The organism is Microlunatus elymi (assembly GCF_007362775.1).
Lineage (GTDB): Bacteria > Actinomycetota > Actinomycetes > Propionibacteriales > Propionibacteriaceae > Microlunatus > Microlunatus elymi.
The window spans coordinates 931,150-945,822 of record NZ_CP041692.1; the positions used below are offsets into that span (position 1 = coordinate 931,150).

Consider the following 14,673-nt stretch of genomic DNA (forward strand, 5'->3'; position numbering starts at 1 on the left):
GGCAGTGATCGACAACGTCAGCCAGCACGCGCAGACGGCGAACGCGACGCGGGATCGATGGTGAGTCACACTCATGCCGCCCTCCGATCGGGTTGCTCGACCCGTTGCCGGAGAGTCGAGGAAGTGGCGGGCTCCGGTTCCATCATCAGCCCAATAGGGTGTGTTGGCGTGAACCAGTTTCCCGTCGTCGCCGGCCTGCCCGCGCCGGGCCGAACAGTGGTGATGGGCGTGGTCAACGTGACGCCGGACTCGTTCTCCGACGGCGGCGACTTCTTCCGCGTCGACAAGGCGATCCAGCACGGTCGCGACCTGATCGCCGAGGGCGCCGACCTCGTCGACGTCGGTGGCGAGTCCACCCGGCCGGGCGCTGTCCGGGTGGATCAGGACGAGGAACTGCGCCGCGTCATTCCGGTGATCACCGAACTCGCCGCCGAACCAGAGGTCCGTACCGGTCGAGTCGCGATCAGTGTGGACACCATGCGGCCGGCGGTGGCGCGCCAGGCGGTCGCAGCAGGGGCGAAGTTGATCAACGACGTGTCCGGCGGCCAGGCCGACCCGGCCATGATCCCGACCGCCGCCGAACTCGGCTGTGCCTACGTACTGATGCACTGGCGCGGGCATTCGGCCGACATGCAGAGCCGCGCGCACTACACCGATGTGGCGGCCGAGGTACGCGACGAGCTGGCCCGGCAGGCCGAACACGCGCTGGCCGCCGGCATCGCCGAGGATCGACTGATCCTGGATCCCGGATTCGGATTCGCCAAGACCGGCGAGCACAACTGGGAGTTGTTGCAGCACCTCGACGTGATCGCCTCCCTCGGCCGCCCGCTGCTGTTCGGCGTGTCCCGCAAGCGTTTCCTCGGCACCCTGCTCGCCGCCGAGGACGGCACCCCGCGACCCGCGAAGGGTCGCGACGACGCCAGCGCCGTCCTCACCGGCTGGGCTGCGACCCACCGCATCTGGGGCGTCCGCGTCCACACCGTCCGCCCCAGCCGCGACGCCATCGCCGTCTTCGAGCGGCTGTTTGGTTGACGCGGTCGGGTTGGGCAGCAGGCACCGACTCGACCGCGCAACAGAGCAGTGTGCAAGACTCCTGCGGGTGCCTGGTTGGGTTCAACTGACTAGGCTGCACTCGCGAGCGGAGGAGGTGACATGACAGGCGACCCCGAAAACACGGTGCAAATCGGCACCAACCAGCAGGTCCTGGATCGGATCGACCTGCGTGGCATCTCCGGGTACGGACATCACGGGGTTTTCGACTTCGAGCGAGAGCAGGGGCAGCGATTTGTCGTCGACGTCACCTGCTGGCTCGATTTGAGCGCCGCGGCCGCCAGCGACGATCTCGCCGACACTCTCGACTACGGTGCACTTACCCAAGCGGTGGTGGCCGATATCGAGGGCAAGCCGGTGAACCTGATCGAGGCACTGGCGCTTCGCGTCGCCCGTACCTGCTTGGCATCGGCGAGGGTCGAGAGGGTGCAGATCACCGTGCACAAGCCCGACGCGCCGATCGATCTGGCCGGTGCCGCCGCCCCAGGCGAGCGGAACGGCCGGCGGAACGCAGAGGTGGCCGACGTGGCCGTGACCCTGACAAGGAGCAGAACCCGTGACTAGCCCCAACCCCCACGCGATCGACGCCGACACCCTCAGTGGCATGAAGCCGCTGCGCAAGGTGGTCTTCTCCCTCGGCTCGAATCTCGGCGACCGGCTGGCCAACCTGCAGGGCGCCGTCGACGCGATCCGCGACACCCCGGATGTGATCGTGGTCGACATTTCTTCGGTGTACGAGACCGCACCGGTCGGTGCCCCGGACGGGAGCCCGGATTTCCTCAATCTGGTGATCGTCGGCGAGACCACCCTGGAGCCGCGGACCCTGCTGGAACGGGCCCAGGCCATCGAGGACGCCTTCGGCCGGGAACGTGACGAGCGCAACGCTCCGCGGACCCTCGACGTCGACCTGGTGATGGTCGGCACGACCGAGACGCAGCAGGGCGATCTCAGCCTGCCGCACCCCCGCGCCCACGAGCGCGGCTTCGTACTGCTGCCGTGGGCCGAGGTCGATCCGGCCGCCGAACTCCCCGGTCGCGGTCCGATCGGCCCGCTGATCGAGGTTGTCGAGACAACGGGCGTCGCCAAGCGCGACGACCTCGTCATCGAGGGTGACTGACCCTGCGCGATTCGCACGATCCACAGCTGGGCGGCAACGAGCCCCCGGACACCGGCGGTGATCGGCCCGACCGGGACGATCGGCCGCCCGAGGGTCGCATCCGGCGTACGTCGGCACGGTTGTTGATCGTCGCCGGACTGATCGGTGCTCTGGTCGGCTGGACGATCGCCGCGGTCTCCGGCTTCGACGGCGTCCCGGTGGGAGTCGCCTGGTCCTGGCCGATCACCTTGGTGGCAGCCGCCGCCGTACTGTTCTGTATCGCCTACGTCCTGCATCAGCGGCTGCAGGTCAACCGGCTCCGCATCGACGATCGGCAGGCCGTGGCCTGGCTCGCGTTGGGCAAGGCGGCCGCGCTGATGGGCGTCGTGATGGCCGGCGGCTACGCCGGTTTCGCGGTACGGTTCCTGGCCGAGCTGACGATCGAAGGGCCCCGCGAGCGGGTGATCCGCTCGGCGGTGGCGATCGTCGGCGGGGTGCTGATCACCGTCGCCGGGCTCCGGATCGAGAGGGCACTGATGGTGCCGACCGACGATCAGGACGACGACTCCGGCCAGAAGTGAGACCGCGTGGCGAATGTCTCAGGGCCGCCACGCGTGGCGGGCGCGGATCGGCGGCTTCCGCCGGTTAGGGTCTGGGCGTGAGTACGACTTCCGCCGGCCGTCATCATGCCTCGATGCCCCGCTTGCTGCGGGCGAGCCAGATTGTCCTGATCATCGGCGCGGTCGCCTGCGCGGCCGCGGCTCTCGGCCCGCAGTGGCTGGTACGGGTGGGCATCGGTCTGGCGATCGCGACCGGGGTGATCGCGGTCGTCCTCGCGTTCAAGCACATCCGGCAGCTGCGTCGTGAGCACGCCGCCCGGCTGCTCAAGATGACCAAGGACCACGGGGCCGCGCTGACCACCGAGCGGGACCGCAACGCCGAGGTCGTGCAGGTGCTCACCGACCGGGCCCAGACCGCGGTCGAGCAGTCCAAGAAGCAGCGGGTCCGAATCGGCGAGCTGAACGCGAAGGTGACCGAGCTGACCGGCGACAACGCGGCGCTGCGCAGCAAGGTGAAGTCGCGCGACGTCACCATCGCCGGGCTGCGGGAAACCGTACGGTCCCGGGACACCGAGATCCAGCTGCTGCGGGCCGATCTTGATCTTGAGGCGATCGACGCGCCGGTCGGCGACGTACACGGGCTGCCGCGGCATCTGCAGAATTCCGAGGGTTCGATCGAGGACGCAGCCGGCGACGACGAGCTGTGGGGCGATGCGGATCATCCGACCGTGGTGGACATGCGGGCGATCGAGGCACCGATGCCCAACCTCGAGGTCGATCAGAAGCTCGCCTGAGTTCGCAATTCAGCGTACGGAGCCGGATGGGTCAGCCGACCTCGTCCGGCTCTTCTGCTTCTCTGGCTCGCCGGCGCAGCGTACGCAGCCGCAACGGCCCGACCAGCCGGGGGCCGGACAGCCGGCCCTCCAGCTTGCGCGCCTCCCGCCGCAACGGCTGAGCGATGTACTCGCCGAGGATGACGCCGGAGGCCAGCGCGATCGCGACCCCGGCGGCGGTGACGAAGTCGACCAACCCGGCGGAGTCGCCGACGGTGAACAAGGACAGCGCACGGTAGATCGACAGACCGGGCAGGAACGGTGTGATCGCCGAGACCACGATCACCAGCGGCGGCACCCTCACCCGACCGGCCACGCCGTAGCTGACCACCCCGATGCCGATCGCCGCCACCGCCGCCGCCCAGGGCCGGCCGAATCCCTGCGACTGCAGCAGGTACGCGATCGCTTCGCCGCCGGCCGCGATCGCCCCGATCGGCCACAGCGCCCGAGCCGGGGTGTACGCGACGAAGCCGAACGCGACCGCGCACAGGGCCGCGCCGACCAACATCGGCGGAAGGTTGGTCAGTCCGACCGCGCCCGGCGTCAACGTGAGCTCGACGCCGATGATCCGACCGACGCTCAACCCACCGCTGACGCCGATGATGATGCCCGCGGTGGCCATCATCACCTCCAGGATCCGGGCCGACGCGGTCAGGTAGTAACCGGTCAAGGCGTCCTGCGCCGCACCGATGAAACCCAGTCCGGCCAGCAACACCACGATCGTCGCGCTCACCACCAGCGACGGGCTCAACGGCAACGGCGTCCTGGCCAGGCCGACCGCCAGTAGGGTGGCCAGCAGACCGCCGGCCATCTGCTGGTAGATCACCGGCAACCGCCATCGAGACAGCAGATGCAGCAGCCGATCCAGGCCGAGCCCGGCCGTCAGGGCGATGATCAACACCAGCGGGCCGCCGCCGAGCAGCAGGCCGACGCCGAGCGCCAGCACGCCCCAGCCGACGGTGATCGCCCACCGTGGCCGGGCATGGCCGGAGGACACCACTCGGGCCAGTTCGCTGCGTGCCTCATCTCGGGAGATCCGGCCCAGCAGCAAGGCGGTGACCAGATGATCGACTCGGGTCAGGTCCTCGTAGTCGACGTCGCGCTGTTGTACGTTGCGCCGGCGCACCAGCATCGGTTCGTCCGGGCCGACCTGATGGGCAACGGTCAACGCGGTGTAGGTGACGTCGACGTCGGCGCCGCGCAGGCCGAGGTGCCGCAGGATCGAGTCCATGGTGGCGGCCACATCGGCGGCGCCGGCTCCATTGGACAACAGCATCTCGCCGACTCGCAGCGCGAGATCGAGTGACTTGATCACGTCGGCCGCGTCCTCGGCATGCTCGGGACGAGGTGTGTCTACGCTGGTCACGCTCCGAGTTTGACAGAAGGACTATGAACGCAGCGGCCACCCGCTGCGGCGCTCATTTGTCGATGTCACCGATCACGTATCCGTGGGCGGCGAGCATCAGTTCGAGATCACCGACCCGGCAGCCGGGCAGCAGCGCCTCCAGCGCGGCGACATTGTTGAAGCTCGGCGTCCGCAACTTCAATCGCCACGGCGTCTTCTCCCCGCGGGACACCAGATAGCAGCCGGCCTGCCCGAGCGGCGCCTCGGTGGCCAGATAGATCTCGCCCTCGGGCAGCTTGACGATCTTGCCGAGGCGGACGCCGACCGGTCCAGCAAGATCCCGCACCCGTTCGGCGACGGTGATGATCATCCGCGCACTGCTGCGCAGCTCGTTGATCATGGTCGCGAACGTCGCCAGCACCGAACCGTCGGCTCGTACGGCGTCGGCGTCGTCGCCGAGTTCGCCGTCCAGCTCGGCATAGCAGAGGTACGGCTGTTGCCGACGTAGATCAAGATCAACACCGGCAGCCCGGGCAGCCGGGCCGGTCACCCCGTAGCCGTCGACCAACTCGGCGGTCAACCTCGGCATCCGCGCCGATGCCTGCGCCAGTGCCGGCTCCATGATCAACTCTGCCGCCCGGTCGGCGACAGCGACGGCCGCCTCGGCCAGCTCCGCTTCGTCGATCAGCCAGCTGTCGTCGACGTCGGCGGCCAGACCGCCGAGCCGGTTGATCATCGGATGCACGCGGTTCCCGGTCCAGCGTTGCAGCTGATGGCGCAGTCGTTCGCGCAGCCCGGGCACCGGTGACGGCGCCGGCCCACGACGCAGGAGATAACCCAGGAAACCGAGGTGGCTGAGGATCCGGTTGTGTTCTGCCAACAGGGTGCGCAGCCACTGCGCGCGGGCTGGAGTTTCCAGGCCGAGCAGTCGTTCGCAGGCCAGCGCGATCGCCAGTTCGGCCGCGGCCGGCGCCTGCCAGTCGTGCCGGTCGGCAAGCATCAGGATCTGTCGATAGTCCCTGACCTCGTACAGTTTCTCGGCTCCGCGATGCATCGCGCCGACGATCACCTCGGCACGCTCGATCGGCTGCTGATCGATCTGCGGTCGATCATCGGCCGCCAGGTCCTCGGCGAGCCAGATCTTCAACTCCAGCAGCCCCGCGCGGCTCGGGTGGTCGGCGCCGAGATCGAGCAGGATGACGCCGGCCGGCTGCCATCCGCCGCCGACCCGCTCGGCAGCGGGCCCGGCGACGACTCCCGATGCAGCGGAGCCGACCAGGACGCGAAGCGGTGAGCGGGCGGGCACGCCCACAGTCTGCCGGTGATCGGGCTTGACGATGAACCGGCCTGCCTCTATGGTTAGTTACTCAAGTAATGAACCAAGGAACGAGGTTCGCCAGACCATGGTCGGGCAGCGTCTGTGCAGGTGACTGCAGCACGTGTGCGGAGCGCGTCCGACGGCGGAAAGACGGTGATGAGTGATCGCGGACGACAGGCCGATCTTCATACAGATCGCCGAGATGATCGAGAACGACATCGTCGAGGGGGCGCTGGCCGAGGAAGCGCAGGTGCCCTCCACGAACGAGTTCGCTGCCCATCACCGGATCAACCCGGCCACCGCCGCCAAGGGGATCAATCGGCTGGTGGACGAAGGAATTCTCTACAAGAAACGGGGGATCGGCATGTTCGTCTCCACCGGGGCGAGGACTGCGCTGCTGGACAAACGGCGCGCACAGTTCGCCACCACCTACCTGGAACCGATGCTGGCCGAGGCACGAAAGCTGGGCATCAGCCCCGCCGAGGTCAGTTCCATGATCACCGGGAGTGATCGAGCCACCAGCACCAACGGAAGGCAGGCACGACGATGACCGCAGCTGTCGTCGAAGTACGAGACCTGGTGAAGACCTATCGCGAGACCAACGCTCTCGACGGGGTTTCCTTCACCCTGCAAGAGAACAAGCTGTACGGGCTGCTCGGCCGCAACGGCGCCGGCAAGACCACGGTGATGTCCATCCTGACCGGGCAGGGCTTCGAGACCAGCGGTCACGTGTCGGTGTTCGATCGCCATCCGTACGAGAATCAATCGGTGCTGTCGCGGATGTGCTTCATCCGGGAGTCGCAGAAGTATCCCGACGACTTCACCCCCGGCAACGCATTCCGGGCCGCGTCGATGTTCTTACACAACTGGGACGGTGCCCTGTGCCAGCAGCTGATCAAGGACTTCGAGCTGCCGACCAACCGCAAGATCAAGAAGTTGTCGCGCGGCCAGCTGTCCGCGGTCGGAGTGATCATCGGGCTGGCGTCGCGCGCCGAACTGACCTTCTTCGACGAGCCGTATCTCGGTCTGGACGCGGTGGCTCGGCAGATCTTCTACGACCGGCTGCTGGCCGACTACTCGAAGTTCCCGCGCACCATCGTGTTGAGCTCGCACCTGATCGACGAGGTGGCCAATCTGCTCGAGCACGTGATCGTTCTTGATCATGGTCAGGTGCTGATGGACGCCGACACCGACGACGTCCGCGGCAGCGCCTTCACCGTGATCGGCAAGCGCGGCCTGGTGGAGGACTTCATCGCCGGCCGGGAGGTCATTCACCGAGACGCCTTCACCGCGTTCGCCTCGGTCACCGTGCAGGGCGCCCTGTCGGACCTGGAACGTCGGGAGGCCAACGAGTTGGGGCTGGAGATCGCGCCGGTTTCCCTGCAGCAGTTGATCGTACGGCGCACCACCCGACATGCCGAGGACGAATTCGGCGGTCAGATCAAGCCGGAGTTGGAGGAGGTCCGATGAGCTACGTGATCAACGTCGGCCGGATGCAACTGGTCAACCGATACACCTTCCTGGTGGTTCCGTTGATCATCATGTTCTCGGCGCTGGCGATCGTGATCTTGATCGGCGCGATCCTGGTGCCCGGCAGTCAGTCCTTCTACACCGGCGCCGGACAGGCGCCGCTGTGGTATTTCTTCGCCTCCGGGATCCAGGCGCTGGTGCTGACCTTCCCGTTCTCACAGGGATTGAGCATCAGCCGCCGCAACTACTTCATCGGGACCACGGTGACCTTTGCCCTGCTGGCGTTGGCCTTCTCTCTGCTGTTCTACCTGCTCGGCTTGATCGAGAAGGTGACCGACGGATGGGGCGTCCACGGGTACGTGTTCGCGTTGCCCTGGGTGACCTCGGGACCGTGGTACGCGACCATCCTGTTCATCTGGCTGCTCACGTTGTTGATCTTCATGATCGGCTTCTTCGGGGCGACGCTGTACAAGCGGTTCCGGATGACCGGGCTGATGATCGCGTCCTTCGCCGCCACCCTCGCCCTCATCGTCGTGGCCGGGTTCTTCACGCTGACCCACAACTGGGGCGCCTTTGCTCGCTGGGCCGGCGACCAGACGACGCTCAGCGTCAGTTGGCCGGCGGCGGTTGCGATCCTGGTGATGGCCGCGGCCTCGTACCTCGCCCTGCGTCGCGCCACCCCGTAACCCACTCCGACTTGTCAGCATCACGGGGCGCTATAGAGCCTTCTGCTGCTGACAAGTCGGGGTTACCGCGGGGTGACTCGTTGCAGCAGCCAGCGATGATCACCGAGTGTCTGAGTCAGCAGCCGTCGCTCGGAGCGTTGCTGGAGTCGGCCGAGCGTGCCGAGCGACGGGTTGTCGGCGTTCGGCAGTAGTCGAGCCAGCGCGTGTTGCTGATCGGTGAGGAACTCGGTGCTCGCGCCGGCCGACTCGCCAGCCGCGGCCGCGGCATCGACGGCAACGTGCGCGGTCAGGTTGATCGCCGGATCCGGCCGGGCGGGCACCTGCCGCCCGTCGACGTAACCGGTCAGGGAGCCGGCTCGCGGCCGGCTGTCCCGGGTGTGGCCGTAGTCGATCATCAAAGCCAGTCCGCCGCATCGGGTCAGCGCGCTGATCAGCGAACGCCAGGCGTCGTCTCGGGTGATGCCGCATTCGGCCCGATCGCCCGGTTCGGCGTCCGGCCACCAGTGCTGCATCCAGTCGTCGGTCGCACCCCTCAGCGTGGGTCCCAGGCTCTCGGAGCCGTCCGGGTGAACCAGTAGACGCCGCCACGTGGTGCCGTCCCAGCCGACGACGGGACAGGGCAGATCGTCCAGCCATTCGACGCAGATGATCATGGTCGGCCGATCCAGGTCGCCGAACAGTTCTGCCGCCGGCCCGTGCCACCGGCGCTGCTCGACATCCCAGTGGCCGATGCGCCAGTCGACGCCGGCACCGATCTCCGTATCACTGTCGGGGGGTGTTCCGGATCCGGCAGGGGCGACACCGGCCGGTGCCGGGCGCAGCTCGGCGGCGGCGTACCGCGGCCCGGGCAACCGGGTACGGAGTCCGGTCAACAGGGTGCCGTCGCCGGCGCCGACCTCGATCACGTTCTCGAGCTCCGGCGACCGGCCGATCAGGGTCGCGATCGCCTCGGCCAGCTGGCTCGTTCGGGACGCCGTCCGGAACTGACCACCGACCCGGTGGGTACGCCAGAAGCCGGCCGGACCGGTGGCAGCGGCCGCCCAAACTGACTGCCAGTCGAGGGCGGGCCCGACGGATGAAGGGTCATCTGTCACTTTGCCGCCACCTTGCTTCATATCGAGTCGTCAGGACATTTATCGCCACGCAATATCGGCGGCAACTAGCCCGACGAATTTTCAGACATCTCCGGCTGTCGGGCGTGATCATCGGGTAGAGTCCCCGGTTGGGGGAAACGCTCCACACGGCAGGAGGAATTGCAGATGGCTCAACGCGTCCAGATCATACTTGAAGATGATTTCGACGGTGGCGAGGCCGACCAGACCGTTGCCTTCGGTCTGGATGGCTCGGATTACGAGATCGATCTTTCATCCGAAAACGCGGCGAAACTCCGTGACGCACTGGCACCGTGGGTTGCCAGCGCGCGTAAGACCGGAGGTCGGCGGTCGCGACGCACCCCGCGTACGGGTTCGGGGCCGGGTTCGGCCGAAATCCGCGCCTGGGCTCAGGAGAACGGCATGCAGGTATCGGCTCGCGGCCGAGTGTCTGCCGAAGTACGTGATGCCTACGCCAGAGCGCACAGCTAAACCGCAGCGAGAAACTCAGTTGGACCGCGTGATGCGGTCAACCGACGGACCCAGGGCATCGGAAATCTCCGGTGCCCTCGGTGCGTCCTGAGCAATTCCTGCGCTGCAGCAATGAATTCCATCTGCCCTTCGGTGGCGTCCTGTGGGCGGCGGTCGGAGCTTGCCGACCATTGGCTCGGCTCACCGACCGCAGGTGTTTCGCTCGGTGCCGAACGCGCGTCGCCGAGCATCGGGCTCGGCCGGCGCCTCCCGCTGGGTTCGGCCCGCCGATCTCGTTGCGCCCAGAGCGAACGAATCGGGCCCGGGCTCCAGGAACACGCGGCGCTCTCGACGGGTTGCGCACTGCGTAGTCACCCGGATCAGGCGGGGATCGGACGGTTTACCCGTCATCTGTCGGCCACCGCACCCGAGCTCGTACGGCATCGCAGACGAGGCCATCTCATTGGTCAACCAACGGCGCGAGTCAGCCGAGCGAGTGACGACTAGAGTTGGCAGCGATGTGACCCGGCATCGGGCCCCCAGTGGTCATGGATGGGGCCTCGAGTCGGGTCGAGCTGCATCACCAGCGAGGAGCTAGCAAATGTTTGAGCGCTTTACCGACCGGGCTCGCCGGGTCGTTGTTCTGGCCCAAGAAGAAGCCCGCATGCTGAACCACAACTACATCGGCACGGAGCACATTCTGCTCGGGCTGATCCACGAGGGCGAAGGTGTGGCCGCCAAGGCGCTGGAGTCCATGGGTATTTCGCTCGAAGCGGTACGGGAGAAGGTCGAGGAGATCATCGGCCACGGGCATGAGAGCCCGGCCGGCCACATTCCTTTCACGCCGCGGGCGAAGAAGGTTCTCGAGCTGAGTCTGCGCGAAGCGCTGCAGATCAACCATTCCTACATCGGCACTGAGCACATCCTGCTCGGCCTCATTCGCGAGGGTGAAGGCGTCGCTGCTCAGGTCCTGGTCAAGTTGGGTGCCGATCTCAATCGCGTACGCAGCACTGTTCTTCAGTTGCTCAGCGGATTCCAAGGAAAGGAAGCCGCGACTTCCGGTGCTCCGGAGCAGGGGAATGCGCCGTCGTCGTCGATGGTGCTGGACCAATTCGGACGCAATCTGACCCAGGCTGCTCGGGAGAACAAGCTGGATCCGGTGATCGGCCGGGAGACCGAGATCGAACGCGTGATGACCGTTCTTTCCCGGCGTACCAAGAACAACCCGGTGCTGATCGGAGATCCCGGTGTCGGCAAGACCGCGGTGGTCGAAGGGCTGGCCCAATCGATCGTTCGCGGCGACGTGCCGGAGACCCTGCGGGACAAGCAGATCTACACCTTGGATCTCGGCGCTCTGGTCGCCGGGTCTCGGTATCGCGGTGATTTCGAGGAACGGCTCCGCAAGGTGCTGAAGGAGATCAAGACCCGCGGCGACGTGGTGCTCTTCATCGACGAGATCCACACCCTGGTCGGTGCCGGTGCCGCCGAAGGCGCCATCGACGCCGCCAGCATCCTGAAGCCGATGCTGGCCCGCGGTGAGCTGCAGACCATCGGCGCGACCACCCTCGACGAGTACCGCAAGTACGTGGAGAAGGACGCCGCCCTGGAGCGCCGGTTCCAGCCGATCCAGGTGGCCGAGCCGTCGATCGCGCTGACCATCGACATCCTGCGGGGGCTGCGTGACCGGTACGAGGCTCACCACCGGATCACCATCACCGACGAGGCGCTGGTGGGCGCGGCGCGGATGGCCGACCGGTACATCTCCGACCGGTTCCTGCCGGACAAGGCGATCGACCTGATCGACGAGGCCGGTGCCCGGTTGCGGATCCGCCGGATGACGGCTCCGCCGGACCTGCGCGAATTCGACGAGAAGATCGCAGCAGTGCGGCTGGAGAAGGAAGCCGCGATCGACGCTCAGGACTTCGAGCGGGCGGCCGGGCTGCGCGACGACGAGAAGAAGTTGTTGGCGCATCGGGCCGAGCGCGAGTCGCAGTGGAAGCAGGGTGACCTGGACGCGGTGGCCGAGGTCGATGAGGAGATTATCGCCGAGGTGCTGTCCACCACGACCGGTATCCCGGTCTTCAAGCTGACCGAGGAGGAGTCCTCGCGGCTGCTGCGGATGGAGGAGGAGATCGCCAAGCGGTACGTCGGTCAGCACGACGCCGTCAAGGCACTGTCCCGCTCGATCCGTCGTACCCGTGCCGGGCTGAAGGATCCGAAGCGGCCGAGTGGCTCGTTCATCTTCGCCGGCCCGTCCGGTGTCGGCAAGACCGAGCTGACCAAGGCGCTGACCGAGTTCCTGTTCGGGGACGAGGACGCCATGATCACCTTGGACATGAGCGAATACTCCGAGAAGCACACGGCGTCTCGGCTGTTCGGTTCGCCGCCCGGTTACGTCGGCTACGAGGAGGGTGGCCAGCTCACCGAGAAGGTGCGCCGCAAGCCGTTCTCGGTGGTGCTGTTCGACGAGATCGAGAAGGCGCACCCGGACATCTTCAACTCGCTGCTGCAGATCCTGGACGAAGGTCGGTTGACCGACGCACAAGGCCGGGTTGTGGACTTCAAGAACACCGTGATCGTGATGACCACGAACCTCGGTACTCGTGACATCGCCAAGAGCGTTTCGCTGGGCTTCTCGCAGTCCGGTGACGCCGAGGGCAGCTACGAGAAGATGAAGGCGAAGGTCTCCGACGAGCTGAAGCAGCACTTCCGTCCGGAGTTCCTGAACCGGGTCGACGAGATCATCGTGTTCCGTCAGCACACGCTGGAGGACATCGTCAAGATCGTGGATCTGATGGTCGCCGAGATCGAGACGCGGCTGAAGGACAAGGACATGGACATCGAGCTGACACCGGCAGCCAAGCAGTTGGCCGCCAAGCGAGGCTTCGATCCGGTCCTGGGTGCTCGTCCGCTGCGGCGTGCGCTGCAGCGTGATGTCGAGGACATCCTGGCCGAGAAGATCTTGTTCGACGAGCTGAAGCCGGGCGAGATCGTGGTTGTCGACGTCGCACCGGAGGGCTCCGAAATGCCGTTCAGCTTCACCGGCACCCGTCGCGCCGAGGTCCCCGACACCCCGGTCGGCGTCACCGCCGGTGGTGAAGGCGGCGCGGAGGAGAACGCCTCGTAAGGAACCCGACAAGCGGGCCCTGGTGATCATGATCACCAGGGCCCGTTTCGTTTGCCTACAAGGGATCCGCGGATCCCGGCCCCGGGTTCCCCGAGCCCGTCGACGCGCCCCGGAGCCCAATCTGGCGGCCGCGCTCGTTCGCCCGCGGTGCCCATCGCAGGAGGTTCGGGTCGATCCGGGCTCGGTATGGGTGCGGTACCTCCTTGGATCCGGACCTTCGACAAGTTCAGGACCCGTTGTCAGAGCTCTGCTGACATCACCTGGCCGGAGCGGATCACCGTACGGGGGCGGGTGTCGTCCCAGAGCACTGTCGGGTCGAAGATCAGGTTGCCGTCCAAGATCAACAAGTCGCCGATGCAATCGGCGGCGATCCGACCAAGATCATCACGCTGGATCAAGGCTGCGTTGACGGAGGTGGCGCAGCGGATGGTCTCCAGCACACCGAGCACCTCCGCCTGCAGACGGAGTCCGTTGAGTTGCTCGTCCTCCAACTCACCCATCAGGTCCGAGCCGAATCCGATCGAAACGCCGGCATCGCGGGCGAGCTCGATCGCACGCTGGCCGGCGTCCAGCACCTCGGCGTTCTTCTGCATCGACACCGGCGGCAGACCGAGCGCTGCGGCCCGTCGTCCCATCGCGTCGTACGCGGCCAACGTCGGCACCAGGAAGGCGCTGTGCTCGGCCATCAGTTTCGCGGTCGGCGCGTCGATCAGGTTGCCGTGCTCGATGCTGCGTACTCCATTGCGTACGGAGTGCCGCACCGACTCGGCCGAATAGGAGTGGGCGATCACATAGCTGCCACGCCGAGTCGCCTCGTCGACAACCGCCCGGATCTCCTCGGCCGAATACTGCGGGATGGCGATCGGATCCGACGGCGAGATCACCCCACCGGAGGTCATGATCTTGATCGCGTGCGCGCCGCGGCGGAAACGATCACGAGCCGCAACCCGCATCGCTTCCACACCGTCGACGATCTCGACCGGATGCGCGCACGCCGAACTCTCTGGATCCCGTTGATCACCGTGCCCGCCGGTCTGGCTGAGCGGCTCACCGGTGTAGAGATACCGCGGGCTGGGAAACAGCCCTTCCCGCGCGGCACGTTCGAACGCAGGATCGCCGCCGGCCGGATCTCGTACGGTGGTGAAGCCGCGACGCAGCGCGGCGGTCAGACGGCGGGCACCCATGATCCCGACGTACGTCATCGGGATACCCTGTGTCCCGGTCAGGTAGGTGGCGAACGCGTGCAGGTGAGCGTCGATCAGGCCAGGCAGCACCGAGCCGCCGCGGGCGTCGATCACCCGCTCACCCGGCGGGACGTCGGTGCCGACTTCCACGATCCGGCCGGCCTCGATCCTGATCGAACCCTCGAACGGTTCGGAGCCGGTGCCGTCGATGATGCTCGCGTTGATCACGGTCAGATCGGATGCGATCACCGGTCGCGCACCGGTCCGCGCGCTCACCGTCGGCTCGATCCGCACATCAGCCATGGCATTCACCCTGTCACACCCCCGCCGGGGTGGAAAGCGCCGCGATCCGACCGCCCAAACTCGCGACAACACGAGTTGTTGCTGCCAGATCGTCGAGATCGTCGCCGGAAGTCGTGTTGTCGCGAGTTGGTGCTGTCGG

14 protein-coding genes are annotated in these 14,673 nt (G+C 66.8%); 10 read left to right on the plus strand and 4 right to left on the minus strand.

The window, feature by feature from the left end; translation table 11 throughout:
• The first annotated feature begins 168 nt into the window (after nt 1–168).
• The 5 genes from folP to FOE78_RS04080 all read left to right on the plus strand — a co-directional run bounded on the left by folP (nt 169) and on the right by FOE78_RS04080 (nt 3,500).
• Entirely contained in the window at nt 169–1,032 is an 864-nt protein-coding gene (gene folP, locus FOE78_RS04060; RefSeq protein ID WP_323125711.1) for a dihydropteroate synthase, read from the plus strand.
• A gap of 120 nt (nt 1,033–1,152) precedes the next feature.
• Nucleotides 1,153–1,614, plus strand: a complete 462-nt coding sequence (gene folB, locus FOE78_RS04065; protein ID WP_143985181.1) for a dihydroneopterin aldolase — start codon at nt 1,153–1,155, stop codon at nt 1,612–1,614.
• Complete coding sequence (gene folK, locus FOE78_RS04070) at nt 1,607–2,167, plus strand: 2-amino-4-hydroxy-6-hydroxymethyldihydropteridine diphosphokinase (protein ID WP_228266034.1); 561 nt, start codon at nt 1,607–1,609, stop codon at nt 2,165–2,167. Before folB ends, folK begins: the two co-directional genes overlap by 8 nt.
• 119 nt (nt 2,168–2,286) lie before the next feature.
• On the plus strand, nt 2,287–2,727 hold the full coding sequence (locus tag FOE78_RS04075) for a DUF3180 domain-containing protein (protein ID WP_168207368.1): 441 nt from the start codon (nt 2,287–2,289) through the stop codon (nt 2,725–2,727).
• A 77-nt stretch (nt 2,728–2,804) separates the two neighbouring features.
• Nucleotides 2,805–3,500 carry a hypothetical protein gene (locus tag FOE78_RS04080; RefSeq protein ID WP_143985183.1) on the plus strand — a complete coding sequence of 232 codons (696 nt, stop codon included), beginning with the start codon at nt 2,805–2,807 and terminating at the stop codon, nt 3,498–3,500.
• Nucleotides 3,501–3,531: 31 nt separating this feature from the next.
• Here the strand turns inward: FOE78_RS04080 and FOE78_RS04085 are convergent, their stop codons facing one another.
• On the minus strand, nt 3,532–4,905 hold the full coding sequence (locus FOE78_RS04085; protein WP_228266035.1) for a threonine/serine exporter family protein: 1,374 nt from the start codon (nt 4,903–4,905) through the stop codon (nt 3,532–3,534).
• Between the two features lie 52 nt (nt 4,906–4,957).
• The gene (locus FOE78_RS04090) at nt 4,958–6,190 is read right to left on the minus strand and encodes an NADH-quinone oxidoreductase subunit D-related protein (protein WP_143985184.1); all 1,233 of its coding nucleotides are present in this window, start codon (nt 6,188–6,190) and stop codon (nt 4,958–4,960) included.
• 172 nt (nt 6,191–6,362) lie between these two features.
• On the opposite strand from FOE78_RS04090, the gene FOE78_RS04095 reads away from it, so the two are divergent.
• The 3 genes from FOE78_RS04095 to FOE78_RS04105 are packed head-to-tail and all read left to right on the plus strand — an operon-like array spanning nt 6,363 to nt 8,358.
• Nucleotides 6,363–6,752, plus strand: coding sequence for a GntR family transcriptional regulator (locus FOE78_RS04095; RefSeq protein ID WP_228266036.1), 390 nt, complete (start codon nt 6,363–6,365; stop codon nt 6,750–6,752).
• Nucleotides 6,749–7,672, plus strand: coding sequence for an ATP-binding cassette domain-containing protein (locus FOE78_RS04100; protein ID WP_143985185.1), 924 nt, complete (start codon nt 6,749–6,751; stop codon nt 7,670–7,672). Before FOE78_RS04095 ends, FOE78_RS04100 begins: the two co-directional genes overlap by 4 nt.
• On the plus strand, nt 7,669–8,358 hold the full coding sequence (locus FOE78_RS04105; protein ID WP_143985186.1) for a hypothetical protein: 690 nt from the start codon (nt 7,669–7,671) through the stop codon (nt 8,356–8,358). The genes FOE78_RS04100 and FOE78_RS04105 overlap by 4 nt, the downstream gene beginning before the upstream one ends.
• Nucleotides 8,359–8,420: 62 nt before the next feature.
• Here FOE78_RS04105 and FOE78_RS04110 read toward each other — a convergent pair whose 3' ends face one another.
• Entirely contained in the window at nt 8,421–9,452 is a 1,032-nt protein-coding gene (locus FOE78_RS04110) for an SAM-dependent methyltransferase (protein ID WP_168207369.1), read from the minus strand.
• Nucleotides 9,453–9,617: 165 nt separating this feature from the next.
• Between FOE78_RS04110 and FOE78_RS04115 the strand changes: the two genes are divergently transcribed.
• Together FOE78_RS04115 and FOE78_RS04120 are read left to right on the plus strand one after the other, a co-directional pair.
• Nucleotides 9,618–9,941 carry a histone-like nucleoid-structuring protein Lsr2 gene (locus tag FOE78_RS04115; RefSeq protein ID WP_143985188.1) on the plus strand — a complete coding sequence of 108 codons (324 nt, stop codon included), beginning with the start codon at nt 9,618–9,620 and terminating at the stop codon, nt 9,939–9,941.
• Between the two features lie 580 nt (nt 9,942–10,521).
• Nucleotides 10,522–13,047, plus strand: a complete 2,526-nt coding sequence (locus tag FOE78_RS04120; protein WP_143985189.1) for an ATP-dependent Clp protease ATP-binding subunit — start codon at nt 10,522–10,524, stop codon at nt 13,045–13,047.
• Between the two features lie 239 nt (nt 13,048–13,286).
• Here FOE78_RS04120 and FOE78_RS04125 read toward each other — a convergent pair whose 3' ends face one another.
• On the minus strand, nt 13,287–14,534 hold the full coding sequence (locus FOE78_RS04125; RefSeq protein WP_143985190.1) for a metal-dependent hydrolase family protein: 1,248 nt from the start codon (nt 14,532–14,534) through the stop codon (nt 13,287–13,289).
• Nucleotides 14,535–14,673 lie beyond the last annotated feature (139 nt).